Here is a 24,700-nt window from a genome sequence, read left to right on the forward strand (position 1 = left end):
CGTAAAAATATTCAGGGTGACTGTTTATGAAAGAAATCAAAGCGGTTGTACAACCAGCGAGATTACCTAAAATCCGCTCGGCCTTGCGCAATATCAAAGGCTTCCCCGGCATGTCCGTCCACAAAATGGAAGGCTGCGGTCCACACCTGCAAAAACCAAGTGCAGGGGTACGTGAGGAGCTCACCGATTACAGCCCTAAAGTCTATCTGTATATGGTGGTGCCGGATGACCTGGTAGAGGGTATCTTGCAAACCATCGTCGAGGTGGCCCATACCGGCAATGTGGGAGATGGCATTGTCTGGGTGACGCCCGTGGAACGCATGATCAGGCTCTCAGAGCAAATCATGGTGCTAGACTAGTGGTCGTGTGGCACTAAGTTAGGCGGACTGGACTGGCGCGCCTTACAAGTCGCGCCAGTCCAGTCCCTCAGCCTGATGGGCAATGCCTATCCAGTCACTGGCACAATGCAAGACTTCACTCAACGCCTGCCTGGCCAAGGCAGGCGTATTATTTTTCTCGCTTAAATGCGCAGCAACCAGATGCTTGAGGCGGCGGTTGTCCAGCTGACTCAGTAGTTGGGCACTGGATTGATTGTCCAGATGCCCCAACCAGCCACCTACCCGCTTTTTCAGCGAGTGTGCATAAGGCCCGGTGCGCAACATCTCCAGATCATGATTGCACTCAAGCAGCAAGCCATCACACGCCTGTAGCATGGCCACGATATGCGGGGTCACACTGCCAACATCTGTAAGCACCCCCAGCTTGTGCGCGCCATCCGTAAACACAAATTGTGCGGGTTCGCGGGCATCATGTGGCACAGGATAGGGATGGACCTCTATGTCTTGCAGGGCAAATGACGTATGAGCATCAATCAGCTTTACCGTCACCGCCTGGCTAGGCAAATAGCGCTCGCACATGCGGTAGGTGCCATGCGTGAGCCAGACTGGGATCTGGTAGCGTGCAGCCAGTTTAAACGCGCCTCGCGCATGATCGTCGTGCTCATGCGTCACCAGGATGCCAGTCAGTTGCTCAGGGGCTAACTGCAAGCGCGCCAGACGCTGCACGGTATCCTTGACACTAAAACCGCAGTCAAGCAAAAGCCGGGTTTCCCCGGCTTCTACCAGCGTGGCATTGCCTGCGCTGCCACTGCCCAATGATGCAAATCGCACGCGCGGACCCGCTTATTTCAATTGATCATACAACAGCGAAATAATGCGGTTTGCCGTAGTGGAGGTATTGCGTTTGTTGTCAGGCGTCAACACATACACATCGGTGGTGTCATCGGCATTTTCCAGCACCTGGATATGGTATTGCTTGCTCGACTTGTCACCATCGGACGTGCCTTTCCAGAATTTGCTTTTATCACCGGCTTTAACCTCGGTCGGTGCATTACTCTTCTCGTCATCGTCACTGCTCCAGAATTTCAAGCGCTCCAGCAAGCCTTTTTTCTGCTTGATCGGGTCCTCAGCATCCGTATCCGCATAACGCACATAGAAAATACCTTCAGAGCGGTTTTTATCCTCGGTCACAAAACCAATACGGTCCAGCGCCAGGCCCACACGGCGCCATGCACGGTCAAACGGCTCATTAAGTTTGAGCGTCACGCTCTGGTCTGGCTCTTTCACCACATCGGCGCGCTTGTCCGAAACCGCCTGCGTCATGACCTGATCGGCTTTCTGCTCATCCAGACCAAGCTTGACCATCATCCGGCGCAACAACTCCGCATCCAGATCAGCATCAAACTCTTTCCCTGCATTATTTTTGTTATCCGCCGCATTCGGACGATAACCGGTATCAATCACCCCTAACTGAGTGGTGACGTAGTTTTTGCCATCATCTGGCGCACCGGCAACGGTACGGTGCGTCATATAAATTTCAGTGGTCCCCTCTTTTTCGCCACGCTCCAAACGGGTACGGAACTTACGTCTGTCAGCAAAGCCGGAGAGCTTATCCAGCCAGGCATCAAACTTTTCGTCATACCCACGGTTGTCTTCTTTAGGCTTGATGGCATCCGACTGCAACCACTCTGTCTCGATCACCCCAAGTTCAGGATTCTCGACACGGACGGCAAAGCCTTGATCAAGCCAGAAATCACGCACCAGCGGCCAGATTTTTTCCGGTGGCGCATTCACCACCAGCCAGCGCTGGGAACCCGCTTTGACCATACGCACATTTTTCATGTCAGCCAGCACGGGCTGCGGACCATTCTGCTCTTGCGCTTCCTGGTTTTGGCTATAAGCCGAATAGCTGGTGGCGCCTGGTACATTGTAGGTGCTGCTGGTGCGGACCGACGTCAGGTCAGGCGGCACTTCAAGTGGCTTGGAACGACTGGCCCCCTTGTAGTCCGAACTGTTGTTCATAAACGGGATAGAATCGCAGGCGGCCAACACAGTCACCAGACTGAACAGCACTGCGCGTTGTAACCATACATGACTCATGTGTTTCACTAGCCTTATCCTAAATTAGTCTTTGCACGCTCAAACAGCGGCGATTTCTGCCTGCTGCATGGCGTGACGCAATACTTCATGATACTGGCCCGACAAATTGACCAGCGGCAGACGGATCCCGGTACCGATCAAGCCCATTTGTTGCAATACCCATTTCACGGGGATAGGGTTGGCCTCAACAAACAGTTTCTGGTGCAGGGCAAACAGTTTGGCATTGGCCGCCTTGGCGGCAACCAGGTTGCCACTCAAGGCCTGCACGCACATTTCGTGCATCAGTTTCGGTGCCACATTCGCCGTCACGGAAATAACCCCTTTGCCACCCAGCAACATCAGCGCCAGTGCTGAGGCATCATCGCCACTGTAGACCGCAAAATCTGATGGCGCGCGCAGCAGCAAATCAGTGCCCCGCTCAATGCCCCCTGTCGCATCTTTGATGCCGACGATGTTGCGTAGCTGTGCCAGGCGCAACACAGTGTCATTGCTCAGGTCGCACCCGGTGCGGCCAGGCACATTGTATAAAATTTGCGGGATATCGACGGCTTCAGCCACTGCTTTAAAGTGCTGATACAAGCCCTCTTGTGAAGGTTTGTTGTAATAAGGCGCGACCAGCAGGCAGGCATCCGCACCCAAACTTTTGGCTTTAGCAGTTAAAGCAATGGCTTCAGCGGTAGAGTTAGCACCAGTACCGGCAATCACCGGCACCCGCTTGGCGACATAATCCACCGTGGTTTTAATCAGCAGGCAATGCTCGTCTACATCTACGGTGGGCGACTCACCGGTCGTCCCGACAATCACAATGCCGTCCGTACCGGCATCGACATGAAAGTCGATCAGCTTTTTGAGTGCGTCCAGATCCAAACGACCATCTTCAAACATCGGGGTCACAATTGCGACCAAACTGCCCGTCAACATACCTAACGCCATTCAATAATAAAGCCAATATTTTAACTGATTATACGCATGAACGCCAAAGAACCACTTGCAAGGCCTGTGTAACTCCATAATCCTGCCAGCAGCATAGATTTAAACAGTGGGGATACGGCATAAAGTCCTGAGTAACGCACCCTTTCAGTTATAATCAATCCATTCGGATTAACGCTCGTCCAAGCTCCATGCCGCCTTCCGCACAGCCCCCAGCAGACCTCACGCAGACAGGCGTAACCGCGCCAGAGAACCCTGCCAGACTAGAGCCATTGATCAGTCAAATTGACGCCCTGCTGCCACAAACCCAGTGCGGGCAATGTGGATATAACGGCTGCCGACCCTATGCTGGCGCCATTGCTCGCGGCGAGGCAAACATCAACCAGTGCCCGCCTGGCGGCGACGCTGGCATACATGCACTGGCCGCCTTGCTCAACCAACCCTACCAAGCGCTCAATCCCGCACATGGCGTGACCAAAGGCAAACTGGTGGCCGTGATTGATGAAGACGCCTGCATTGGCTGTACGCTGTGTATCAAGGCCTGCCCGGTTGATGCCATCGTCGGCGCCTCCAAGCAAATGCATACGGTGATCGCGCAGGAATGCACCGGCTGTGAATTGTGCCTGCCGCCCTGCCCGGTCGATTGCATCAGCCTGCAAGCCGTGCCGGGGCGGCAGATGGCAATGTCTCCTGCAGAATCCGACCTGGCAAGACGCCGCCATCAACAGCGGCAAAAACGCTTGGCGCTTGAAAATCACGCAACAGCCCACACCTATGCCAAAGACCAGCCCCGGATGGAGACGAGACCGGCCAGCGACACCGCGCAGCCAACCCCGACCGCTACCGAGGCGCTCAAACAGGCGGCAATTGCAGCCGCGCTGGCGCGTATTAAAGCCAGGCAGGCAGGCTAAGCCACCCCAATAGATTGAAATCTTGTGATGAATGCTCAAAAAAGACAGGCCATTTTTGAAAGACTGGCGCAGGCCATTCCCAACCCCACCACAGAACTCGAGCATAGCTCTACCTTCGAGTTGCTCATTGCGGTGATTTTGTCTGCACAAGCGACAGACAAAGGCGTGAACATCGCCACGCGCAAGCTGTTCAAGGTCGCCAATACGCCGGCAACAATCCTGGCACTTGGGGTCGAAGGCCTGGAAAGCTATATCAAAACCATAGGCTTGTATCACGCCAAAGCCCAAAACGTGCTCAAATGTTGCGAGCAATTGCTTAACTTGCATGACGGTGAAGTTCCAGATACCCGAGAAGCGCTCGAAGCCCTGGCCGGGGTTGGCCGCAAAACAGCCAATGTGATCCTGAATACCGCCTTTGGCCAACCCACCATTGCGGTCGATACCCATTTATTCCGCGTCGGCAACCGCACCAAACTGGCCCAGGGTAAGAATGTACTCGAGGTCGAACAGCGTTTTTTGAGCACGACACCTAAAGCCTTTTTAAAAGATGCGCATCATTTGCTGATTCTGCATGGCCGCTATACCTGCACAGCCCGCAACCCTAAATGTGGTGAATGTTGCATCGCCGATTTATGTGAATTTCACGACAAACAGATACAGCCGGTTGCCCCAACGGCAGGAGTTTAGCCATGGCCTTGTTTAATCCCAGCCGCGATGAAGTGAGGCAGTTTTTCTTTGATGCCTGGGCAAAATTCAAACAGCAACAAGCCTTGACCGAGCTGGAGAAAATGGCCGTGGGCATCATGCATATGCATCCCGAATACCACGACATCCTGGACCAGCCAGCCCATTACCTGCAACAGGCTTACTATCCTGAAATGGGAGAAACCAATCCGTTTTTGCATATGAGTTTGCACCTGTCCATCCAGGAACAAATCAGCATCAACCAGCCGATCGGCATTACGCAAGCCTACGGCAAACTGTGTACACGCTTTCAGGAAGAGCACGCCGCCCAACATGCCTTGCTCGAATGCCTGGCAGAAACCATCTGGCTGGCGCAGCGCAATCAAACCGGTCTCGATGCCGCGCATTATTTGCAATTGATCGAACAACGCGCAGACATGCCCCCCAGTCAATAAGGCCTGGTATGCGCGTATGCTGGAAGATAAGTTGAATCACTTATTAAAGCACAAGGCGATTTATGCGAGCATGACAAGATCACCGACTCCCCTCTCTAGCTTGCTATGAAACTACTTTCAGTCAATGCGGCCTTGCCGCAAACCGTTCACATCAACGGCAAACCCGTCCTCACTGGCATTTATAAAACACCCCTGACAGGCCAGGTTGCCGTGCAAACGCTGGGTCTGGCGGGCGATGGTCAGGCCGATTTGACCGTGCATGGCGGCGAACACCAGGCCTTGTATGCCTACCCGATTGAGCATTATGCGCATTGGCAAAACCGCTGGCAAAAAAGTACACTCGCGTATGGCACTTTTGGCGAAAACCTCACCGTACAAGGATTGCTCGAAAGTGACGTCTGTATCGGCGATATCCTGCAAATCGGCGATGTGGTGCAGGTACAAGTGACCATGCCGCGCATTCCGTGCTTTAAATTCGGCCACAAAGTGGGCAAGCCCGACATGCTTGATGAGTTCTTGCGTAGCGGCTACAGCGGTTTTTACTTGCGTGTGCTGCAAGTCGGCCTCATTCAAGCCGGTGACGACATCCAGATTTTGCAGCGCGACGTGCACGGCATCAGCATACGCACCGCATTAGGACTGCAAAAACTCGGGGAAGGAGACCAGAAGCTTCTGCAAAAAGCCTTGCAGGTAAGTACGCTGGCGCCATTGCTACGCAAAGTCTATTCTGAACGACTGTCGCAACTGGGATAGTTTGTGTCACACCCATGGGAGCTTACGTCACTCTCCTGCAAACGCTATTCCACCGCCCTTGAATCTATGATTCAATAGCCGCCATGAAACCAAATCCGCATGACTGGCTCAATGAACATGGCGACTATCTTTACCGTTTTGCCCTCGCCCGCTTGCGCGACAGTCATCAAGCTGAAGATGTCGTGCAGGAAACCTTGCTTGCAGCCATCAAAAATCCAAACTTTGCCGAACACTCCAGCCCACGCACCTGGCTGACCGGCATCCTCAAGCATAAAATCATAGACTGTCTGCGCAAACAACTGCGTGAAGTGCCCGCCTCGGAACTCATGAGCGAAGAAGATGCCAATATGGATGAGTTTTTTGATGAAACCGGGCACTGGGCAGAAAAACCGCAGGCGTGGGATATGCCACAGCAAGCCTTGCAACAAAGCCAGTTCCTGACCATCTTGCAACAATGCATGGAGCGGCTGCCACAAAAACTGGCGGCGATTTTCACCATGCGCGAAGTCGATGACATGGAGAATGAAGAAATTTGTAAGGTACTGGAGATCAGTGCGACCAATGCTTGGGTCATGCTATACCGCGCCCGCATGGGTCTGCGAAAATGTCTTGAGATGAACTGGTAACCATAGGTAGCACAGAAAATAAATGTTGAGTTGCAAACAAACCAGCCTGCTGGTCTCGCAATCACTGGACCGTCCACTCAACTGGCGTGAGCGGTGGGCGGTGAGAGTGCATTTGCTCATTTGCGTCTATTGCAGGCGCTTTAAACAGCAACTGCTGTGGATTCGCCGTCACCTCGCCAGTTGGCAGCAACAGGCGGCGGACGATCAGTCACTGACGCTTTCTGCACCAGCCAAGGAACGAATCACACAACAACTGGACAAGTTTTACTGATGTCCGCTTTTCAATCTGAGGAAGAAGGAAAAAATCATGAAAAAGCAAAATGTGGCATTAATGACAGGTGCAGTGGCCTTGTCAATTGCAGCGGTCAGCGCGCATGCCGCCAGCAATCCGTTTGAAATCAAAGCGCTCGCGCAAGGATACCAGGTGGCAGAAGCCACAGACAGCAAAGCCAAGGAAGGCAAATGTGCGAGCGGCCAATGTGGGGCACACAAGAAAAAGATGAAAGAAGGCAGCTGCTCTGCCGAGAAAATGAAAGAGGGTTCTTGCCACCACCATAAAAGCAAAGAGGGCAGCTGTTCAGCAGAAAAAATGAAGGAGGGTGGCTGCTCTGCCGAGAAAATGAAAGAAGGTGCCTGTCACGCCAGCAAATCCTGAGGGACCCTAGCGCCATGGCGTTACGCTCAGAGATTCAGGGTGCGGGCTTGGGGCTCAAGCGTGAGCTGATTCCCCAACTGATGCGTCAACATGGGGAGCCACAGCTCAGCGCGCTGCAGTTTTTGGAGATTGCCCCGGAAAACTGGTTACAGGCTGGCGGCAAATACGCGGCGGAACTAGACTGGTTTGTGCAACGCTATCCCATGGTGTGTCATGGCTTGTGTTTATCGTTGGGCGGTCCAGACCCGCTGAACATCGCTTTTCTCAAACAGCTTAAGCAGTTTCTGAAAGACTTCGAGATTCCGCTCTATACCGAGCACCTGAGTTATTGCAGCGACCTGAGCAATGGCTATATTTATGATTTACTGCCTATCCCCTTCACGCAAGAGGCGGTGAAATATGTGGCGCAACGCATCCGGCAAACGCAGGATATTCTGGAGCAGCGCATCGCCGTTGAAAATACCTCGTTTTATGTGGCGGCACCGATGTCAGACATGGATGAAGTCAGCTTTATCAATGCCGTATTGACCGAGGCGGATTGCGACCTGCATCTGGATATCAACAATGTGTATGTCAACAGCGTCAACTTTCAGTTTGACCCTTATGCCTTTTTGGACCAGATTCCGGCCGAGCGTGTGGTATACGGGCACTTGGCCGGGCATTGGCAAGCGCAACCTGACTTACTGGTAGACACGCATGGCGAAGCGGTCATTGAGCCGGTCTGGCAATTGCTCAACCATGCCTATCGCAACTTGGCAATCTTCCCGACGCTGCTGGAGCGGGATAGCAATATTCCGGCACTCAACGAAGTCATGCTTGAAGTGAAGCGGATTGCGCAATCACAGCAATCACAATTGCTGACCGACGCAAACATGCTGCCAGAGGTGGCCTGATGCCCGCCTTTCAGGATTACCAGGCCGAATTTACCGCCCATTTGCGTCAGCCAGCGCAGCATGCCCCTCCGCATGGGGTAGACCGCAAACGCATGCGCATTTACACGGAGATCGTCTTTAACCAGTTTTTGACTAGCCTGCAAGCCTGCTTTCCGGTGCTCAGATCCATTCTGGGTAAGCGCGTCTTTCAACGCCTGGCACGGCAGTGCTTCTCCGGGCAAACATTTGCCAATCCCTTGTTTCAGGATATTCCCGCCAGATTTGTCGATTTTTTAAGCACCCATCAAGCCGCTGACCTGCCCCCATACACGACTGAATTGGCCCATTATGAATGGATAGAACTGGCGCTTAGCCGCGAGCTGGCAGAAGCACCATTGCGAGCGGCCGCGCAAACAGCGTTGGTACCTGGACTCACCCATCGCGTCAGCCTGACCGCCGTGCATCGCCTGCTGCATTATGCTTTTCCGGTGCATCAACTGTCGCGCAAGCAACGACATCTCCCTGCCGCTGACACTTACCTGCTCGTGTATCGTACGCCAGATTTTCAGATACGCTTTATCCAACTCAACGTGATCACCTACCAATTGTTACAACAGATACATCTGCATCCGGCCACTACAGAACAACATTTGCTAGAATTGTCCCAACATCTGCCAGATCTGCCGCGCGAGACTTTGCTTCAATTTGGAATAGAGACCTTGCAGACCCTGGCCGCGGCGCAAGCGATCGACGTTACCCCAGCGCAGGACTAATACGCACCGGGCTCATTAATCCACGTAAACAATTACCCTTAAAGTATAAATATCGTTAATATTTATCGTGAAAATAACTTTTTTGTCTAAAATAAACCCAGTTCGGGATTTTTTCCCGACATTCGCCACCTCATAACAGGTGGACATTCAGGGAAGCTGATACAATAAAAAAATAAATATTTACATTAAATTAACCATGCAAAATACTCTTGCCAAAGAAGCTTTAAAACAATTTCGGATTATTTTTGGAACCGTGAGGCAACACTTCAGGGAGATTGAAGTGTCGTGTGGCATTTCAGGCTCGCAATTGTGGTTATTACACGAAATCGCCACGCACCCAGAATTAGGTGTTTCTCGTCTGGCTGAAAATCTGGCCATCCATCAATCCACCTGTAGCTTGCTGGTCGAAAAACTGGTCAAAAAACAATTGGTGCAAAAACAGCGTCAAAGCGAAGACCAACGCAAAGTCGGCCTGATTGTGACTGATGCTGGGCACGCGGTGCTCGCCAAGGCACCGAAACCAGTAGATGGCATTCTGCCGCAAGTCTTGCACACACTGGATATCGAAGCTTTAAAAGAGTTAAATGCCTCGTTGAACATGGTCATTACCAAGTTGGACGCACAATCCAAAGCGCTCGCAGATCAGCCACTGGGTGATATGTAAAATAATCACTTTATTTGAGATTGAGAATGACTGTTTGCGTCACAAATCATTCACCAGGCTTCAGCTAAATCAGCCCTCAATCAGCTCAAAACAACGCACACAAATAAAAAAGTCGGCAACTGCCGACTTTTTTATTTGTGTCTTGAATCCTGCAAAAGTGAGTTATTCGCCAAATACTGCCGCCTCACGTGCCGCTGCCGTTTTGATGACTTCGGCTTTGGCCGCATTATCCAGATCCCACCATTGGCGGATTTCCTCTAGCGTTCTAAAGCAGCCCTGGCAAAAACCACTCACTTCGTCCATGCTGCACACCCCGACACATGGTGAGGCAATTTCCTGTTCTGACATGCTGATTTCCTTTCAAACTTACCCTAGCTCAAAGCACCGTGGCAATTTTTATATTTTTTACCAGAGCCACATGGGCAAGGGTCATTACGCCCGACACGTACGCCTTCAGGCACATTCAAAGATTCAGCGGCGCTTGCATCTGTGGTAGCCAATGCAGAGTCGTAATCCGTGTGTTGATACTGCACATTTGCCACCTCGGCGGCGCGCATGGCTTCTTCTGCGCGGCGCTCTTCAGCTTCAAGCTCTTCGCGGGAACGAATCTGCACCTGCATGGTGATCTTGGTGACTTCACTTTTCACCGTATTCAACAGCGACTCAAACAGCTCAAACGCTTCACGCTTGTATTCCTGTTTGGGGTTCTTTTGCGCATAAGAACGCAAATGAATGCCTTGGCGCAGATGATCCAGTGCCGCCAAATGCTCGCGCCAGTGGTTATCCAGGCTTTGCAACATAACTGATCGCTCAAAATTACGCATGTTGTCATTGCCTGCAAGTACCTCCTTGGCACCATACAACTCGTTGGCAGCATTGAGGATACGCTCACGCAAGGTTTCCTCATGCAGGTCAGGGTTGGTTTCCAGCCATTCCGCCACTGGCAAGGTCAAGCCAAGCTCAGCCTGCAAAGCCTGCTCGAGCGCTGGGACTTCCCATTGCTCTTCCACGCTGCCTGGGGGAACGTAAGTATTAAACAAGCTGTTGATGACGTCTTCGCGCATGGCATGAATCGTTTGGCCGACATCAATAGACTCTAGCAACTCATTGCGCTGTTCGTATATCACCTTGCGCTGGTCATTGGAGACATCATCGTATTCCAGCAATTGCTTGCGGATGTCAAAGTTACGGCCTTCTACCTTGCGTTGCGCGTTTTCAATGGCGCGCGTCACCATGGCATGTTCAATCGCTTCACCTTCCGGCATGTTGAGGCGGGTCATAATCGCCGCCACGCGCTCACCGGAGAAAATACGCAACAATGGATCTTCAAGCGACAGATAGAAGCGGCTGGAGCCTGGATCGCCCTGACGACCTGCACGGCCACGCAGCTGGTTATCTACACGGCGAGATTCGTGACGCTCGGTACCGATGATATGCAAACCACCCGCTGCCAGCACGGCATCATGGCGCTGCTGCCACTCGGCTTTGAGCTGGGCAATTTTGCCGGCTTTTTCTGCCTCAGACAGTTTTTCATCCTGCTGGATAGCATGAATTTCATTTTCCGAATTACCACCGAGCACAATATCGGTACCGCGGCCAGCCATGTTAGTGGCAATGGTAATCACGCCTGGACGACCGGCCTCTGCCACGATGCTTGCTTCGCGCTCATGCTGTTTGGCATTCAATACCTGATGTTCAAGCTTGGCCTGAGTCAGGAGCTTGGAAATCAGTTCGGAGTTTTCAATCGAAGTGGTCCCGACCAGCACAGGCTGGCCTTTGGCCTGACACTGTTTGATATCCTCAATGACGGCTTTGTATTTTTCCATCGCCGTGCGGTAGACCTTGTCCATCGCGTCCAGGCGCTGTACCGGTCTGTGGGTTGGAATCACCACGGTTTCCAAGCCATAAATCTGGTTAAACTCATAGGCCTCGGTATCAGCCGTCCCGGTCATGCCGCTCAGCTTTTGATACATGCGGAAATAGTTCTGGAACGTGATCGAAGCCAGGGTCTGGTTTTCTTTCTGGATGGTCACGCCTTCTTTGGCTTCGACTGCCTGATGCAGGCCATCAGACCAGCGGCGGCCCGGCATCATGCGGCCAGAAAACTCATCGACGATGACGATCTCGCCGTTACGCACGACATAATGCTGATCCCGATGATAGAGATTTTGTGCGCGCAAGGAGGCATACAAATGATGCACCAGCGTAATATTCGCCGGTTCATACAGGCTTGAACCCGCCGTCAGCAAGCCGGTTTGTTCCAGCAATTGCTCGGCATGCTCATGCCCGGCTTCACTCATGGTCACACTCTGGGCTTTTTCATCTACCCAGAAGTCGCCTTCACCCTCTTCGGCTTGCTGACGCACCAATTGCTTGGCCACTTCATTGATGGCACCATACAAATCCACGCTGTGTTCCGCCTGGCCGGAAATAATCAAGGGCGTACGCGCTTCATCAATCAGGATAGAGTCCACCTCATCCACCAGCGCATAATGCAAAGGACGCTGTACGCGCTCCTCTTTGCTAAACACCATGTTGTCGCGCAGGTAATCAAAGCCGAACTCGTTATTGGTCCCGTAGGTAATGTCTGCCGCATAGGCCAGCTGCTTGGCATCATGCGTCATTTGAGACAGGTTAATGCCTACGCTCAGACCCAGGAAGTTATACAGTTTGCCCATCCATTCGGCGTCACGCTTGGCCAGATAGTCGTTAACCGTCACCACATGTACGCCTTTACCGGTCAAGGCATTCAGATAAGTCGGCAAGGTCGCCACCAGGGTTTTACCTTCACCGGTACGCATTTCGGCAATTTTGCCTGCGTTGAGCACCATGCCACCGATCAGCTGTACGTCGAAGTGACGCATTCCCAACACGCGCTTGCCGCCCTCACGCACAACCGCAAAAGCCTCTGGCAACAGCTTTTCCAGGCTCTCGCCGCCAGCATAACGCTGCTTGAACTCCTCAGTTTTGGCCCGCAACTGCTCATCCGAGAGTGCGGCAATTTCTGACTCTAATGCATTGATTTGTTTGACGATTTGCTGGTACTGCTTGACGAGCCGATCATTGCGGCTACCAAATACTTTTTTAAACAACGAGGCTAACATGAGTCACACCGATTTCCGCTGACGCGGTGTTAATTGAAATAAACAGAGATTGTATAAGATATAGAGGGCGATTGTCTCAATTATTGTATTGCCTGACTGGGTCAGGAATGATTTTTGAGATACTCACGCGGGTCCAGCGGGTTGCCATTGAGACGAATTTCATAATGCAAATGCGGCCCGGTTGAGCGTCCGGTACTGCCAATTAAGGCAATCTTTTGACCTTTGGTGACACGGTCTCCCGGGTTCACCAATAGCTTTGAATTGTGGGCATAACGTGTCTCTAGACCCGCGCCGTGGTCAATCTTGAGCAAATTGCCATAGTCTGCGGTTTGTACCGCGGTGGTCACAATACCGTCTGCAGCTGCATACACCGGCGTCCCCACCGAGGCTGGGAAATCCAGGCCTTCGTGGAAAGCGCGATGGCCACTCATGGGATCAATCCGCCAGCCATAACTGGACGAACTATACGCGGCTTCCACCGGACTACTATTAGGCAGCATTTCGCGCAATACGCTCTTTTGCAACAACTTGGCCTCAAGCTTGCCCTGATACTCATCACGCAAATCGAGGTCTGCAGACATTTGCTCGATGGTTGCTTTCAGGTCTTCCTCACTCAGCGGAGAATCTTTTACCAGCGGCCCCCCGCGGCCCATCATGTCGTTGACCGGCGTTCTTTCATTAATCGGCTCGGCAGTCGATTTGACGCCTGCCAATTTGGACAAGCGCTGATTTTGCGCATCCAGCCGCAAAATACGCGCCTGCAATTCGCCAATTTGCTTGGCATAAGCATCGAGGTGATTTTGGGTAGACAACATGGCACCGCGCAAGTGAGGCGGCAACATGGCTTTGACCCCTTGTGATTTAATGACCTGCTGCGGTGTGATAAACAACAGCGTCAACACGATAGGCACCAAAATCAGCGCCAGCACCAAGCCGACACTTTCAAACACGCCCAATGTTTTGGGCTTGGCCATTTTTTCTGAAACAATAATGATATTAATCATGCTACGAACTCTCGCGATGCACCCGCCGCATGCCGACTAAACATGCATGACAGCGATGTGGTGTACAATATTCAAGCATTCTGTGGACAACCGGCCATGTTCAAAATCAACCAGATTTTCAAACATCATCAAGCGCTCAAACCGCTACTACAAGAAGCGGATGACCGTCAGCAATTACAACAATGCTGGTCTGCAGTTGCCCCGGAATTTTCCAGGCTTTCGCATGTGCTAGCCCTACAAGAGGGGGCGCTAACGATTGCAGTGCAATCAGGCGCTGTGGCCAGCAGAATCAGGCTAATGGAAGCCCAATTACTGCGAAAAATCCAGGAATTTAGTCAAAACTCCCGGAAAATCAAGGCTTTAAACCTTAACGCAATTAAGGTCAAAGTGCAAGTAAAATCTCGCCCGCCTAGCAAAACCAAACGCATCAAATCCCCGTCCAAGCACGCCTTAACGGCACTCGAACGTTGCGCCAAACAAATCGACAATCCTGCGCTGGAAGCGGCCCTGCTTGAGTTTGTCGACCACCAGCGTCAAGACTGAGCTAGCCTCACCTGCTAGCCGGGAACCCGGCCATCTCTGCAGTCAGAGTACGTAGGCTCCGCTATTGCACGCTATTGTAGGTGCACACTAATAGTGCAATAATGCCCCAACCTGTTACATTCCATTAACAAATCTGGCAACAGGGTGGTGAGCAGTCATTATCTTCAACGCAGTTTCATCAGGAACAGGAGAAGTCATGTCAGTTGCACTAATGTTAGCGCTTGGTGCCGCCGTTCTGGCGGTAGTGTATGGCGTCGTAATGAGTCAATGGATTTCAGGGTTGCCCGCGGGGAACGCCCGCATGCAAGAAATTGCCGGCGCCATTCAACAAGGGGCTGCTGCCTATCTCTCCCGACAATACAAAACGATTGCCCTGGTTGGGGTTGTTTTGACGATCTTGATCGGTATTTTTCTAAACCCGCAAACTGCCATCGGTTTTGTGATTGGCGCGGTTCTCTCCGGTGCCTGCGGATTTATAGGCATGAACGTCTCGGTGAAAGCAAACGTACGGACCGCCCAAGCCGCGACGCATGGCATAGGGGCGGCTCTGGATGTCGCGTTTAAAGGCGGCGCAATCACTGGCATGCTCGTCGTTGGCCTGGGACTGTTAGGGGTGGCAGGGTTTTATATCTACCTGGGTGCTGAGCAGGCGACTGATCTGAACCCACTGATTGGCCTGGCTTTTGGTTCCTCGTTGATCTCTATCTTTGCGCGCTTGGGCGGTGGCATTTTCACCAAGGGGGCCGATGTCGGGGCCGACCTGGTAGGTAAGGTAGAAGCGGGTATTCCTGAAGATGACCCCCGCAACCCGGCTGTGATTGCGGACAATGTCGGCGACAATGTGGGTGACTGCGCAGGCATGGCGGCTGACCTGTTTGAAACTTATGCGGTGACCCTGATTGCCACCATGGTACTGGGGGGACTGATGGCAACAGAAGCAGGTGCCAATGGCATCATTTACCCCTTGCTGCTAGGTGCGGTTTCCATCGTCGCCTCAATTATTGGCTGCTTTTTTGTCAAAGCCTCGCCCGATATGAAGAATGTGATGCCCGCGCTATATAAAGGCCTGGCGGTCGCTGGCGTCCTCTCGCTAATTGCGTTTTACTTTGTCACGCAATATGTATTTCCGCAAGGCTATACCCATGGTGAAGTCACGGTGTCCAGCCTGGCCCTGTTTGGCGCCTGTGCGGTAGGGCTGGGACTGACCGCGGCACTGGTATGGATTACCGAATACTACACTGGGACCGATTACGCGCCGGTCAAACACGTGGCGCAAGCCTCTACCACCGGCCATGCCACCAATATTATTGCCGGGATAGGCGTCTCGATGAAGTCCACCGCCCTGCCTGTACTCTCGGTGTGTCTTGCGATTTATGTCGCTTTTCACTTGGCAGGACTGTATGGGGTAGCCATTGCCGCCATGGCCATGCTCAGTATGGCAGGCATTGTCGTGGCTTTGGATGCTTACGGCCCGATCACCGATAACGCAGGCGGGATTGCCGAAATGGCTGAATTACCTAGCAGTGTCCGCGAGGTGACTGACCCGCTGGATGCTGTAGGCAACACCACCAAAGCGGTCACCAAAGGCTATGCCATTGGCTCCGCAGGCCTGGCAGCGTTGGTCCTGTTTGCAGACTACACACACAAGCTTGAAAGCGCCGGCATCACTGCCAGCTTTGATTTGAGCGACCCCAAAGTCATCATAGGATTGTTTATCGGCGGCTTGATTCCATATCTGTTTGCCGCCATGGCCATGGAAGCGGTAGGTCGTGCCGCAGGCAGTGTGGTTGAAGAAGTCCGCCGCCAGTTTCGCGAAATCAAAGGCATTATGGAGGGCACAGCCAAACCTGAATACGGCAAAGCCGTGGATATGCTGACCAGCGCAGCCATCAAGGAAATGATGTTGCCCTCCCTGCTGCCGGTGGCCGCACCGATTGTGGTCGGACTGGTTCTGGGGCCGGTCGCACTGGGTGGTTTGTTGATGGGCACCATCGTGACCGGCTTATTTGTCGCGATCTCGATGTGTACTGGTGGTGGCGCCTGGGATAACGCCAAAAAATACATTGAGGATGGCCATTATGGCGGCAAAGGGTCTGATGCTCACAAGGCGGCCGTGACAGGCGATACGGTTGGCGACCCTTACAAGGATACGGCTGGCCCAGCTGTGAACCCACTGATCAAGATCATCAATATTGTGGCGCTGCTGATCGTGCCCTTATTACATTGACCTTGGATTTTAAGCGTTCATAAAGCAAAAAGCCGGGCGAACGACCCGGCTTTGTTGTGCGCGTTGCAACAAATTAGAACGCTGGCTTCACTTCGGCCTTGTTGTAACGGGCAACCCCATCCACGATTTCCTTGTGGGCATCTTCAATCCCCACCCAACCTTCAATTTTCACCCACTTACCCTTGTCCAGATCTTTGTAGTGCTCAAAGAAGTGCGCAATCATATCCAGGCGCCAAGGCGATACATCGGTCAATGTTTTTTGATAAGCATAGAGGCCGCAGACTTTCTCAACCGGCACCGCCAGCACTTTGGCATCACCACCCGCTTCGTCCGTCATTTTCAGCATGCCCAATGCACGGCAACGCACGACCACACCTGGCAACAAAGGCACTGGCGTAATCACCAGCACATCCACCGGGTCTCCATCATCGCCCAGGGTATGTGGAATGTAACCATAGTTACATGGATACTGCATGGAGGTGCCCATAAAGCGATCGACGAACAGCGCACCGCTTTCTTTATCTACTTCATATTTCACTGGATCACCATTGGCTGGGATCTCGATAATGACGTTAAAGTCGTGGGGCAAATCTTTGCCGCTAGGCACCAAATTCAAAGACATGTTTTTAAACCTATCCCTATAAAAAAATCGCCATTATAGGCGATTAATATGAACATTTGCTGGCAAACAACACTATTTTTGATCCTGCTCAGCCGCGATCGCATCGCGGCATGCCTGCCTGATCGTCACAGGAATCAGCTTGAGCGCGAGATACAGTAACAGCGGAATAATCACCAACTCATCAAGCTGGCCAATTAGCGGAATAAAGTCGGGGATCAGATCAAACGGCAACACCAGATACGCCAAGGCTAGCCATAATAACGCTTTGGCTAACCAGGGCGTTTGCGGATGTGCAAGCAATGCGCGATAAAACAAGACCTCTTATTTAAAGCGTTGACCCAGCGTCACCAGTTGTGCACGAAACCCCATCGCCATTGACCGATTCAGTGGTCAATCCACCTGCAGGGTGCGACCGGTGAGTTTGGCAAATGCCTCCATGTACTTGTCCGAGGTGCGTTGAGCCACGTCAGCTGGTAATTCCGGGCCTGGCGGCGTCTTGTCCCAACCACAACTTTCCAGCCAGTCACGCACATACTGTTTATCGTAGCTGGGCGGGTTGCTGCCTACCTGATACTGGTCTGCAGGCCAAAAGCGTGAAGAATCAGGCGTCAATACCTCGTCCATCACATGCAATACCCCTTGCGCATCCACACCAAATTCAAACTTGGTGTCGGCAATGATGATGCCTTTGGTACGCGCATACTCGGCCGCACGCGTATATAGCGCAATTGCCGCCTGCTCGACCTGGGCGGTGAGCGCTTTACCAATCAGGGCTTCCACCTGGGCAATGCTAATATTCTCGTCATGCTCGCCTACCGCCGCCTTGCTCGAAGGGGTAAACAAAGGTTGTGGCAACTGCTGCGCCAGTTGCAGGCCTGCTGGCAGCGGAATATCACATACCGTGCCCTTGGCCTGATACTCTTTCCAGCCGCTGCCCACCAGATACCCGCGCACAATCGCTTCCAATGGCAAGGCTTTGAGTTTTTTGACCACCACGGCACGGCCTTTGACCTGAGCCACTTCATCCGGCGCGACTACAGATTCCGGCGCGATCCCGGTCAAGTGGTTAGGCACCACATTCTGCAATTGCTCAAACCAGAAGTTAGCCATTTGCGTCAGCATCGCGCCCTTGTGTTGAATCCCCGTGGGCAAAATCACATCAAAAGCACTCAAGCGATCTGTACTGACCAGCAGCATGGTCTGCGCGTCGATATCGTAGATATCACGCACCTTCCCCTGGTGCAGTTTTTTCAGACTCTTGATAGAAGTTTCGAGCAATGGCGCTGACATAATCGTGATCACAAAAGTAAAAACCGCATTATAAATGCGCCACGCCCTTGCAGGCGAATAAATTGTCCGGTAACGACATCAGCCCGCAAATGGACGCCGTCTCGCTAAGCGGCCACCTCTTCAATCTCGACTGGATCAGGTAAGTTGGTCATGCACAGCTTGGCATAGCCCACATAGCGCGTCAGACGCAGCAAATTGCAGGTATAACCATACTCATTGTCGTACCAGGCTACCAGCTTCACAAAAGAGGGGTCCAGCATAATGCCAGCCGATGCATCAAACACGCTGGCAGCTGGGTAGCCTCTGAAATCACTGGAAACCACGGCCTCATCGGTATACCCCAGCACGCCCTTCAAATCTCGCTCTGCGGCGTACTTCATCACGGCGCAGATGTCTTCATAAGTGGTTTTTTGCTGCAACTCGACCGTCAGGTCAACCACCGACACATCTGCCGACGGAATACGCATGGCCATGCCGGTTAACTTCTTGTTGAGGGCCGGAATCACTTTACCGACGGCCTTGGCCGCCCCGGTACTCGAAGGAATAATGTTATCAAAGACGCCGCGACCTCCCCGCCAATCCTTGTTCGACGTCCCATCCACCGTTTTTTGAGTCGCCGTGGCCGCATGAATAGTGGTCATCAATCCACGTTTGATGCCAAAATGGTCATGCAACACCTTGGCCATGGGCGCCAGGCCATTGGTGGTGCAAGAGGCGGCAGAAACAATTTCTTCACCGCGATAATGGTAATGATTGACGCCATAGACATACATAGGCGTGTCGTCCTTCCCTGGCGCTGATTGGACGACAATGCGTGCGCCCCCATTGATGTGTGCAGCACAGGTTTCCTTGGTCAGAAAGACACCAGTACACTCCACCACCACATCCACGTTTGCACTGGCCCAGTCAATCTGCGCCGGATCACGATGTGCCGTCAACCGGATGGGCTTGCCATTCACCACCAGCGACTCGCCCTCTAACTGTGCATCGTATGCGAGACGACCGTGCACCGAATCGTACTTGAGCATATACAACATCTGCTCGGGCGCTTCGATGCCGTTGATCGCCACCACTTCCACATCTTTGAACTCTGCCTGATTTAAAGCGGCTCTGAGCACCATACGCCCAATTCTGCCAAACCCGTTTATGCCGATCCGAACAGTCATTTTTTGGACTCCTTTTGTCGTGGATATCCTAAAACAAGCAATTTTGATGCTCATTTTGAGCAGTTAGCGTTAGACAGTCATCGTGGCCTTGAATAGAATAGAGTTGAAAACTTAAAAACTTTAAATCATTCAAGCCCCCGCCCATCGGATATTTTGTGAACGTTGCAGAGCAATTACTGAGCGGTATTCTGGATACATTATCATTGCAAGTGGCAGTGATTGATGAAGCAAGCAGCATTCTCTATGTGAATCAGGCTTGGCGCAGCTTTGGCCTGTTTTACGGCCTGCAACTTGACACAGACTGGTTTGGCATCGCCTATCTCGATATTTGCAAGGCCAATGAAGACACCAATCAGCCAGCCTTGCTGGAGGGCGTTCAACAGGTATTGAGTGGGGCACGTGACCATTTCAGTATTGATTACCTCTGCCACACCCCAACCCAGGAGCCGACCTGGCTGACCTTGAATTTGCAGCCGATGCAAAGCAGCCTCGCAGAGCAGGGCCCGTGCTTTTTGCTGACCCTCACCAATATCACGCATCACAAGCAGGTCGAAGACCGGATTTCTGCCCTCACACTGACAGACCCGCTCACCGGCCTCGCCAACCGCCGTCGACTGGAGCAATTCATGCGGGATGAGTGGTCACGCGCGATCCGCCATCAATCCAGCCTGAGTGTGATGATGGTCGATGCGGATCACTTCAAGCAACTCAATGACAGCATGGGGCATGCCGCTGGCGATGACTGTTTGCGCCAAGTCGCCACCATTCTGCAAGGCTTTAGTAACCGGCCAGGAGATCTGGCAGCACGCTACGGTGGAGAAGAGTTTGTGTTGGTACTGGGCCAGACCACGCAGGCGGAAGCCGTCAAAATTGCCGAGCGCATCCGGCAAAAAATCATGGCGCTGGATATCCGTTTTGCCGGACACCGCTTGATGACAGTGAGCATAGGCATTGCCTCACTGGGCGCCCATCATGCGCAATCCCCAAAGGAACAACCCGCACGTACCCAGTGGCTCAATTTTAGTGAAGACGGTAATTTGCTGCTGGAACAAGCGGACAAGGCCCTGTATGTGGCAAAAAAACAGGGCCGTAATCGCGTTGAAGTGTACGACAAACACCACAGACTGACGGTGCCGCTCTCGGTGTAGCCCAAATATGGGCTAAGTCCGCGAGCAGCTCACCGCATTAAACAAAAACTAGGCAGCACGCGCTTCCAGCATAGCCACCGCAGGCAAGGTCTTGCCTTCCAGAAACTCCAGAAACGCCCCGCCGGCCGTAGAGATATAAGACACTTTGTCATAGATGTCGTATTTTTGAATGGCGGCAATGGTGTCACCGCCCCCAGCCAGCGTAAACGCCTTGGTTTCGGCAATCGCCTTGGCAATGGTTTTGGTGCCTTCGCCAAACTGGTCAAACTCAAACACCCCGACCGGGCCATTCCAGACCACGGTACCGGCTTTCATGATGATATCAACCAACTCAGCCGCGGATTGCGCGCCGATATCAAAAATCATGTCATCCGCAGCGACCTCAGTTGCGGCTTTTTTCACGGCAGGCTCATTCGCATCAAACTGCTTACCCACCACCACATCTTTGGCAATCGGCACACAAGCGCCACGGGCAGCCATTTTCCCCATCAGGCCTTTGGCCGTTTCCACCAGGTCGTCTTCGCACAGAGATTTGCCTATTTCATGACCCGTCGCCTTGAGGAAGGTATTGGCAATGCCGCCGCCTACCACCAGTTGATCCACTTTGTCAGACAAACTTTCCAGCACGGTGAGCTTGGTAGAGACTTTAGACCCGCCCACAATCGCCACCAGCGGACGTGCCGGGGCCAGCAAGGCCTGGCTCAAGGCATCCAGCTCTTCGGTCAGCAAAATACCGGCACAGGCGACAGGCGCAAATTTGGCAATGCCGTGGGTGGAGGCTTCGGCGCGGTGCGCTGTGCCAAAGGCATCCATGACAAAAATATCGCAGAGTGCGGCGTACTTTTTGGCCAGCTCATCATTGTTTTTTTTCTCGCCCACATTAAAACGGCAGTTTTCGAGCAAAATCAACTGACCGTCCTCGGTGGTCAAACTGTCTTCAGGCGCATTCGGTGCCAGCCAGTTTTTCACCAGACGGACCGGCTGACCCAATAGCTTGCTCATGACATCGGCCACGGGCTTCAGGGAGTTTTCTTCGGTATACACCCCCTCTTCAGGACGGCCCAGGTGTGAGGTCACCATCACTTTGGCGCCGGCTTTCAATGCATATTCTATGGTGGGCATGCTGGCCACAATTCTGGCATCACTGGTCACTACGCCATCTTTTACCGGCACATTGAGATCCGCACGGATGAAAACGCGCTTGCCACGTAAATCGAGGTCGGTCATTTTGATGAATTTCATGAAGGTCTCCCTTGAGCGGTCGGCGCCGCTTGAATATAAACTGGTAAGGATAAAAAGCTGTTTGGCAAAAGCAAACGGGGCATAAAGCCCCGTGCATGATTAAGCAATGTGTTGAACCAGACGCAGCAGGTTACAGGTATATCCGTATTCATTGTCATACCAGCCGACCGCTTTGACAAAGGTCGGATCCAGCATAATGCCGGCATCTGCATCAAACACACTGGCGGCTGGGCTGCTACGGAAGTCACTGGAAACCACCTTCTCGTTAGTGTATTCCAGTACGCCTTTCAGCGCGCCGTCAGCAGCTTGTTGCATGGCTGCACAAATGGCCTCATAAGTCGTTTCGCTATTGAGCTCCACGGTCAGGTCAACGACAGACACATCGGCAGAAGGCACGCGCATGGACATGCCGGTGAGTTTTTTGTTGAGGGAAGGAATCACCTTGCCCACCGCCTTGGCCGCGCCTGTACTCGAAGGAATAATGTTTTCAAACACACTGCGACCGCCGCGCCAGTCTTTTTTGGAGGTGCCATCAACCGTGAGTTGTGATGCAGTGGCGGCATGAATGGTGGTCATCAGGCCACGCTTGATACCAAAGCTATCGTGCAAGACTTTGGCTAAAGGCGCCAAGCCGTTGGTGGTACACGAAGCCGCTGAAATAATGGCCTGACCAGCATACTCATGGTGATTCACGCCAAATACAAACATGGGAGTATCATCTTTACCCGGCGCAGATTGCACCACCTTTTTGGCACCGCCTTGAATATGCGGCTGGCAGGTTTCCTGAGTCAAAAAGGCGCCGGTGGACTCCACCACAATCTCTGCACCGCCTTTGCGCCAGTCAATATTGTTAGGGTCGCGCTCAGCCGTCAAATGGATACGCTTACCATTCACCACCAACGCGCCATTGTCAGCTTCTACTTTGGCATTAAACCGACCATGGACTGAGTCATACTTGAGCAAATACATCATGTATTCAACATCATATGAGCTGTTAATCGCCACCACTTCAATATTGCTGAACTCTGGCTGCTCAATTGCCGCACGCAACGCCATGCGACCTATCCGTCCAAATCCGTTAATGCCTACCTTGACTGACATATGCTCCCCAACATTGTTAGAACTAAAATGAAGTATTTTAACCTAAACACACTATACTGGACAGACAGTAAGTGTTTGATTTGATACACGACTCAAGCATTCCCATATTTAAAACCCGGTCATTTTGACCACGCAGTGCTGCTTGTGATGAAAGAGGAAGGTTATGCAAGACAACATTATTCTGGCGGGTGGCTGCTTTTGGGGCATGCAAGATTTAATCAGAAGACTGCCAGGCGTCATCAGCACACGGGTGGGCTATACCGGCGGAGAGGTGGCTCATGCCACTTACAAAAATCATGGCAACCATGCCGAGGCGATTGAGATTGTATTTGATCCCGCGCAGATCAGCCTGCGGCAATTACTGGTGTTTTTCTTTCAGATTCACGACCCGACCACGCCTAACCGCCAGGGTAACGATTTGGGGCCCTCTTACAGATCAGCCATTTTTTATGCCTCAGCAGAACAGAAAGCCGTTGCCGAACAATTGATTGCTGAAATGAACGCCTCAGGCATCTGGCCCGGCAAAGTTGTCACCGAACTCACACCGGCGACAGACTTTTGGCTGGCAGAACCGGAGCATCAGGATTATCTGCTGCGTTACCCCAACGGCTACACCTGCCACGGCCTGAGACCGCAGTGGATATTGCCGCAAGATATTGCAACGGCAAGCTGGTTATAAACCAGGCTTGAACATTACTCTGGCGTTACGGTGGGCGGCTGCTTGGTCACGGCCGAGGGTTTTCGCGCTTTAGGATAATGGCGCCTGGCAGGATGATGCAGAAAAGTCGCCAATTCATTCAAGGCCAATTGATAGACCTCGCGCTTGAATTCGATCACATCCTCCAGAGGCACCCAATACTCACTCCAGCGCCAGGCATCAAACTCGGGATGCTCGGTCGCACGCAATGACACATCACTGTCACGCCCGATCAGGCGCAACAAAAACCAGATCTGTTTTTGTCCTTTGTAGCTTCCGCGCCACTCACGCTTGACCCAGCTGGTAGGCACGTCATAGCGCAGCCAGTCACGTGTACGGCCCAGAATTTTAACGTGCTCAGGCTTGAGGCCCACCTCTTCCATCAATTCACGATACATGGCTTGCTCAGGCGTTTCACCATATTTGATGCCGCCTTGCGGAAACTGCCATGCATGTTCCCTGATACGCTTGCCCCAAAACACCTGATTGTGCGTATTGCAAAGCACAATTCCGACGTTTGGACGGTATCCATCACGATCTAACATAAAAAACTGCCTTCAATATTTCATGCAATTTTTTCACACTTTAGCCTTTAATGAAAGGACAACCGTCAAAAGCATGCGCAAGCCCGGCAAGGTGTATAAAATTCAAAAGCAGACTCGCCAATTTATTTAAAATCCATCATGCGCCCCATGAAAACACTGTCAACCAGAGACAAGACCATGCGTTGTTTGCCCATGCTCAAGCGATTTTCAACCAGATTTATGACCAGGCTCTCTATACGGCTCCTGTTGG

Annotated in this window: 28 protein-coding genes; 15 read left to right on the plus strand and 13 right to left on the minus strand. The window is 52.4% G+C overall.

Translation table 11 applies throughout. The annotated features are described in order from the left end of the window. Positions 1–26: 26 nt before the first annotated feature. Entirely contained in the window at positions 27–359 is a 333-nt protein-coding gene (locus ACT53C_RS00715) for a P-II family nitrogen regulator (RefSeq protein WP_275356279.1), read from the plus strand. Positions 360–401: 42 nt separating this feature from the next. Here the strand turns inward: ACT53C_RS00715 and ACT53C_RS00720 are convergent, their stop codons facing one another. Genes ACT53C_RS00720 through dapA form a run of 3 tightly spaced genes read right to left on the minus strand, consistent with a single transcriptional unit; the run spans position 402 to position 3,359 of the window. Then, the gene (locus ACT53C_RS00720) at positions 402–1,169 is read right to left on the minus strand and encodes an MBL fold metallo-hydrolase (RefSeq protein ID WP_476144360.1); all 768 of its coding nucleotides are present in this window, start codon (positions 1,167–1,169) and stop codon (positions 402–404) included. Between the two features lie 12 nt (positions 1,170–1,181). Beyond that, the gene (gene bamC, locus ACT53C_RS00725) at positions 1,182–2,438 is read right to left on the minus strand and encodes an outer membrane protein assembly factor BamC (protein WP_476144362.1); all 1,257 of its coding nucleotides are present in this window, start codon (positions 2,436–2,438) and stop codon (positions 1,182–1,184) included. A gap of 39 nt (positions 2,439–2,477) precedes the next feature. Then, positions 2,478–3,359, minus strand: a complete 882-nt coding sequence (gene dapA / locus ACT53C_RS00730; RefSeq protein WP_194748626.1) for a 4-hydroxy-tetrahydrodipicolinate synthase — start codon at positions 3,357–3,359, stop codon at positions 2,478–2,480. A 200-nt stretch (positions 3,360–3,559) separates the two neighbouring features. Here dapA and rsxB point away from each other — a divergent pair, with 200 nt between their 5' ends. The 10 genes from rsxB to ACT53C_RS00780 all read left to right on the plus strand — a co-directional run bounded on the left by rsxB (position 3,560) and on the right by ACT53C_RS00780 (position 9,761). Further along, positions 3,560–4,279: an electron transport complex subunit RsxB gene (rsxB, locus tag ACT53C_RS00735; RefSeq protein ID WP_476144364.1), complete on the plus strand. Its 720-nt coding sequence runs from the start codon at positions 3,560–3,562 to the stop codon at positions 4,277–4,279. A 27-nt stretch (positions 4,280–4,306) separates the two neighbouring features. Continuing rightward, positions 4,307–4,966 (plus strand): endonuclease III, encoded by a 660-nt coding sequence (gene nth, locus ACT53C_RS00740; protein ID WP_476144366.1) that lies wholly within the window; start codon positions 4,307–4,309, stop codon positions 4,964–4,966. Between the two features lie 2 nt (positions 4,967–4,968). Continuing rightward, complete coding sequence (locus tag ACT53C_RS00745) at positions 4,969–5,418, plus strand: DUF1841 family protein (RefSeq protein WP_275356285.1); 450 nt, start codon at positions 4,969–4,971, stop codon at positions 5,416–5,418. Between the two features lie 105 nt (positions 5,419–5,523). After that, positions 5,524–6,171, plus strand: a complete 648-nt coding sequence (locus tag ACT53C_RS00750; protein WP_476144367.1) for an MOSC domain-containing protein — start codon at positions 5,524–5,526, stop codon at positions 6,169–6,171. 83 nt (positions 6,172–6,254) lie between these two features. Next, positions 6,255–6,797: a sigma-70 family RNA polymerase sigma factor gene (locus tag ACT53C_RS00755; RefSeq protein ID WP_476144369.1), complete on the plus strand. Its 543-nt coding sequence runs from the start codon at positions 6,255–6,257 to the stop codon at positions 6,795–6,797. Positions 6,798–6,819: 22 nt separating this feature from the next. Then, positions 6,820–7,068: a zf-HC2 domain-containing protein gene (locus ACT53C_RS00760; RefSeq protein WP_476144371.1), complete on the plus strand. Its 249-nt coding sequence runs from the start codon at positions 6,820–6,822 to the stop codon at positions 7,066–7,068. A 36-nt stretch (positions 7,069–7,104) separates the two neighbouring features. Next, positions 7,105–7,452 carry a hypothetical protein gene (locus tag ACT53C_RS00765; protein WP_379074790.1) on the plus strand — a complete coding sequence of 116 codons (348 nt, stop codon included), beginning with the start codon at positions 7,105–7,107 and terminating at the stop codon, positions 7,450–7,452. Between the two features lie 14 nt (positions 7,453–7,466). Next, on the plus strand, positions 7,467–8,345 hold the full coding sequence (locus tag ACT53C_RS00770; protein WP_476144372.1) for an HvfB family MNIO-type RiPP peptide maturase: 879 nt from the start codon (positions 7,467–7,469) through the stop codon (positions 8,343–8,345). After that, positions 8,345–9,097: an HvfC family RiPP maturation protein gene (locus tag ACT53C_RS00775; RefSeq protein ID WP_476144373.1), complete on the plus strand. Its 753-nt coding sequence runs from the start codon at positions 8,345–8,347 to the stop codon at positions 9,095–9,097. Before ACT53C_RS00770 ends, ACT53C_RS00775 begins: the two co-directional genes overlap by 1 nt. Before the next feature lie 196 nt (positions 9,098–9,293). Next, positions 9,294–9,761, plus strand: coding sequence for a MarR family winged helix-turn-helix transcriptional regulator (locus ACT53C_RS00780; RefSeq protein ID WP_275356290.1), 468 nt, complete (start codon positions 9,294–9,296; stop codon positions 9,759–9,761). A 162-nt stretch (positions 9,762–9,923) separates the two neighbouring features. On the opposite strand, the gene ACT53C_RS00785 is transcribed toward ACT53C_RS00780, so the two are convergent. From ACT53C_RS00785 to ACT53C_RS00795, 3 genes are all read right to left on the minus strand, one after another. Next, positions 9,924–10,109 (minus strand): DUF1289 domain-containing protein, encoded by a 186-nt coding sequence (locus ACT53C_RS00785; protein ID WP_194748637.1) that lies wholly within the window; start codon positions 10,107–10,109, stop codon positions 9,924–9,926. A gap of 23 nt (positions 10,110–10,132) precedes the next feature. Then, positions 10,133–12,865, minus strand: coding sequence for a preprotein translocase subunit SecA (gene secA / locus ACT53C_RS00790; RefSeq protein ID WP_476144374.1), 2,733 nt, complete (start codon positions 12,863–12,865; stop codon positions 10,133–10,135). Positions 12,866–12,966: 101 nt separating this feature from the next. Beyond that, a complete protein-coding gene (locus tag ACT53C_RS00795; RefSeq protein WP_194748639.1) occupies positions 12,967–13,869 on the minus strand; it encodes a M23 family metallopeptidase in 903 nt (300 codons plus the stop codon). 42 nt (positions 13,870–13,911) lie between these two features. On the opposite strand from ACT53C_RS00795, the gene ACT53C_RS00800 reads away from it, so the two are divergent. Together ACT53C_RS00800 and ACT53C_RS00805 are read left to right on the plus strand one after the other, a co-directional pair. Next, positions 13,912–14,412: a DciA family protein gene (locus tag ACT53C_RS00800; RefSeq protein ID WP_228518830.1), complete on the plus strand. Its 501-nt coding sequence runs from the start codon at positions 13,912–13,914 to the stop codon at positions 14,410–14,412. A 196-nt stretch (positions 14,413–14,608) separates the two neighbouring features. Beyond that, on the plus strand, positions 14,609–16,639 hold the full coding sequence (locus ACT53C_RS00805; protein WP_476144376.1) for a sodium-translocating pyrophosphatase: 2,031 nt from the start codon (positions 14,609–14,611) through the stop codon (positions 16,637–16,639). A gap of 73 nt (positions 16,640–16,712) precedes the next feature. Here the strand turns inward: ACT53C_RS00805 and ppa are convergent, their stop codons facing one another. The 4 genes from ppa to gap (ACT53C_RS00825) all read right to left on the minus strand — a co-directional run bounded on the left by ppa (position 16,713) and on the right by gap (ACT53C_RS00825) (position 19,717). Continuing rightward, positions 16,713–17,261: an inorganic diphosphatase gene (gene ppa / locus ACT53C_RS00810; protein WP_194748641.1), complete on the minus strand. Its 549-nt coding sequence runs from the start codon at positions 17,259–17,261 to the stop codon at positions 16,713–16,715. Between the two features lie 72 nt (positions 17,262–17,333). Next, the gene (locus tag ACT53C_RS00815) at positions 17,334–17,576 is read right to left on the minus strand and encodes a YkvA family protein (RefSeq protein WP_476144377.1); all 243 of its coding nucleotides are present in this window, start codon (positions 17,574–17,576) and stop codon (positions 17,334–17,336) included. 75 nt (positions 17,577–17,651) lie between these two features. Further along, positions 17,652–18,551 carry a phosphoribosylaminoimidazolesuccinocarboxamide synthase gene (locus ACT53C_RS00820; protein WP_275356295.1) on the minus strand — a complete coding sequence of 300 codons (900 nt, stop codon included), beginning with the start codon at positions 18,549–18,551 and terminating at the stop codon, positions 17,652–17,654. A gap of 104 nt (positions 18,552–18,655) precedes the next feature. Further along, positions 18,656–19,717: a type I glyceraldehyde-3-phosphate dehydrogenase gene (gene gap, locus ACT53C_RS00825; protein ID WP_194748644.1), complete on the minus strand. Its 1,062-nt coding sequence runs from the start codon at positions 19,715–19,717 to the stop codon at positions 18,656–18,658. A 155-nt stretch (positions 19,718–19,872) separates the two neighbouring features. Here gap (ACT53C_RS00825) and ACT53C_RS00830 point away from each other — a divergent pair, with 155 nt between their 5' ends. Further along, complete coding sequence (locus ACT53C_RS00830; RefSeq protein ID WP_194748645.1) at positions 19,873–20,865, plus strand: sensor domain-containing diguanylate cyclase; 993 nt, start codon at positions 19,873–19,875, stop codon at positions 20,863–20,865. A gap of 48 nt (positions 20,866–20,913) precedes the next feature. Here the strand turns inward: ACT53C_RS00830 and ACT53C_RS00835 are convergent, their stop codons facing one another. Together ACT53C_RS00835 and gap (ACT53C_RS00840) are read right to left on the minus strand one after the other, a co-directional pair. After that, positions 20,914–22,107 carry a phosphoglycerate kinase gene (locus ACT53C_RS00835; protein ID WP_476144378.1) on the minus strand — a complete coding sequence of 398 codons (1,194 nt, stop codon included), beginning with the start codon at positions 22,105–22,107 and terminating at the stop codon, positions 20,914–20,916. 99 nt (positions 22,108–22,206) lie between these two features. Then, the gene (gene gap / locus ACT53C_RS00840; RefSeq protein ID WP_476144379.1) at positions 22,207–23,208 is read right to left on the minus strand and encodes a type I glyceraldehyde-3-phosphate dehydrogenase; all 1,002 of its coding nucleotides are present in this window, start codon (positions 23,206–23,208) and stop codon (positions 22,207–22,209) included. A gap of 163 nt (positions 23,209–23,371) precedes the next feature. On the opposite strand from gap (ACT53C_RS00840), the gene msrA reads away from it, so the two are divergent. Next, a complete protein-coding gene (gene msrA / locus ACT53C_RS00845; protein WP_476144380.1) occupies positions 23,372–23,887 on the plus strand; it encodes a peptide-methionine (S)-S-oxide reductase MsrA in 516 nt (171 codons plus the stop codon). A 14-nt stretch (positions 23,888–23,901) separates the two neighbouring features. Here the strand turns inward: msrA and ACT53C_RS00850 are convergent, their stop codons facing one another. After that, the gene (locus tag ACT53C_RS00850; RefSeq protein WP_275356300.1) at positions 23,902–24,450 is read right to left on the minus strand and encodes an RNA pyrophosphohydrolase; all 549 of its coding nucleotides are present in this window, start codon (positions 24,448–24,450) and stop codon (positions 23,902–23,904) included. Positions 24,451–24,700: the final 250 nt, after the last annotated feature.

Source organism: Methylophilus sp. DMC14, from assembly GCF_056314085.1.

Bases quoted from the DNA above. Each gene is read 5' to 3' on its own strand.
- ACT53C_RS00715 (WP_275356279.1), top strand. From the start codon at position 27: ATGAAAGAAATCAAAGCGGTTGTACAACCAGCGAGATTACCTAAAATC.
- bamC (WP_476144362.1), bottom strand. From the start codon at position 2,438: ATGAGTCATGTATGGTTACAACGCGCAGTGCTGTTCAGTCTGGTGACT.
- dapA (WP_194748626.1), bottom strand. From the start codon at position 3,359: ATGTTGACGGGCAGTTTGGTCGCAATTGTGACCCCGATGTTTGAAGAT.
- rsxB (WP_476144364.1), top strand. From the start codon at position 3,560: ATGCCGCCTTCCGCACAGCCCCCAGCAGACCTCACGCAGACAGGCGTA.
- nth (WP_476144366.1), top strand. From the start codon at position 4,307: ATGAATGCTCAAAAAAGACAGGCCATTTTTGAAAGACTGGCGCAGGCC.
- ACT53C_RS00745 (WP_275356285.1), top strand. From the start codon at position 4,969: ATGGCCTTGTTTAATCCCAGCCGCGATGAAGTGAGGCAGTTTTTCTTT.
- ACT53C_RS00750 (WP_476144367.1), top strand. From the start codon at position 5,524: ATGAAACTACTTTCAGTCAATGCGGCCTTGCCGCAAACCGTTCACATC.
- ACT53C_RS00755 (WP_476144369.1), top strand. From the start codon at position 6,255: ATGAAACCAAATCCGCATGACTGGCTCAATGAACATGGCGACTATCTT.
- ACT53C_RS00760 (WP_476144371.1), top strand. From the start codon at position 6,820: ATGTTGAGTTGCAAACAAACCAGCCTGCTGGTCTCGCAATCACTGGAC.
- ACT53C_RS00765 (WP_379074790.1), top strand. From the start codon at position 7,105: ATGAAAAAGCAAAATGTGGCATTAATGACAGGTGCAGTGGCCTTGTCA.
- ACT53C_RS00770 (WP_476144372.1), top strand. From the start codon at position 7,467: ATGGCGTTACGCTCAGAGATTCAGGGTGCGGGCTTGGGGCTCAAGCGT.
- ACT53C_RS00775 (WP_476144373.1), top strand. From the start codon at position 8,345: ATGCCCGCCTTTCAGGATTACCAGGCCGAATTTACCGCCCATTTGCGT.
- ACT53C_RS00780 (WP_275356290.1), top strand. From the start codon at position 9,294: ATGCAAAATACTCTTGCCAAAGAAGCTTTAAAACAATTTCGGATTATT.
- ACT53C_RS00785 (WP_194748637.1), bottom strand. From the start codon at position 10,109: ATGTCAGAACAGGAAATTGCCTCACCATGTGTCGGGGTGTGCAGCATG.
- secA (WP_476144374.1), bottom strand. From the start codon at position 12,865: ATGTTAGCCTCGTTGTTTAAAAAAGTATTTGGTAGCCGCAATGATCGG.
- ACT53C_RS00795 (WP_194748639.1), bottom strand. From the start codon at position 13,869: ATGATTAATATCATTATTGTTTCAGAAAAAATGGCCAAGCCCAAAACA.
- ACT53C_RS00800 (WP_228518830.1), top strand. From the start codon at position 13,912: ATGCATGACAGCGATGTGGTGTACAATATTCAAGCATTCTGTGGACAA.
- ACT53C_RS00805 (WP_476144376.1), top strand. From the start codon at position 14,609: ATGTCAGTTGCACTAATGTTAGCGCTTGGTGCCGCCGTTCTGGCGGTA.
- ppa (WP_194748641.1), bottom strand. From the start codon at position 17,261: ATGTCTTTGAATTTGGTGCCTAGCGGCAAAGATTTGCCCCACGACTTT.
- ACT53C_RS00820 (WP_275356295.1), bottom strand. From the start codon at position 18,551: ATGTCAGCGCCATTGCTCGAAACTTCTATCAAGAGTCTGAAAAAACTG.
- gap (WP_194748644.1), bottom strand. From the start codon at position 19,717: ATGACTGTTCGGATCGGCATAAACGGGTTTGGCAGAATTGGGCGTATG.
- ACT53C_RS00835 (WP_476144378.1), bottom strand. From the start codon at position 22,107: ATGAAATTCATCAAAATGACCGACCTCGATTTACGTGGCAAGCGCGTT.
- gap (WP_476144379.1), bottom strand. From the start codon at position 23,208: ATGTCAGTCAAGGTAGGCATTAACGGATTTGGACGGATAGGTCGCATG.
- msrA (WP_476144380.1), top strand. From the start codon at position 23,372: ATGCAAGACAACATTATTCTGGCGGGTGGCTGCTTTTGGGGCATGCAA.
- ACT53C_RS00850 (WP_275356300.1), bottom strand. From the start codon at position 24,450: ATGTTAGATCGTGATGGATACCGTCCAAACGTCGGAATTGTGCTTTGC.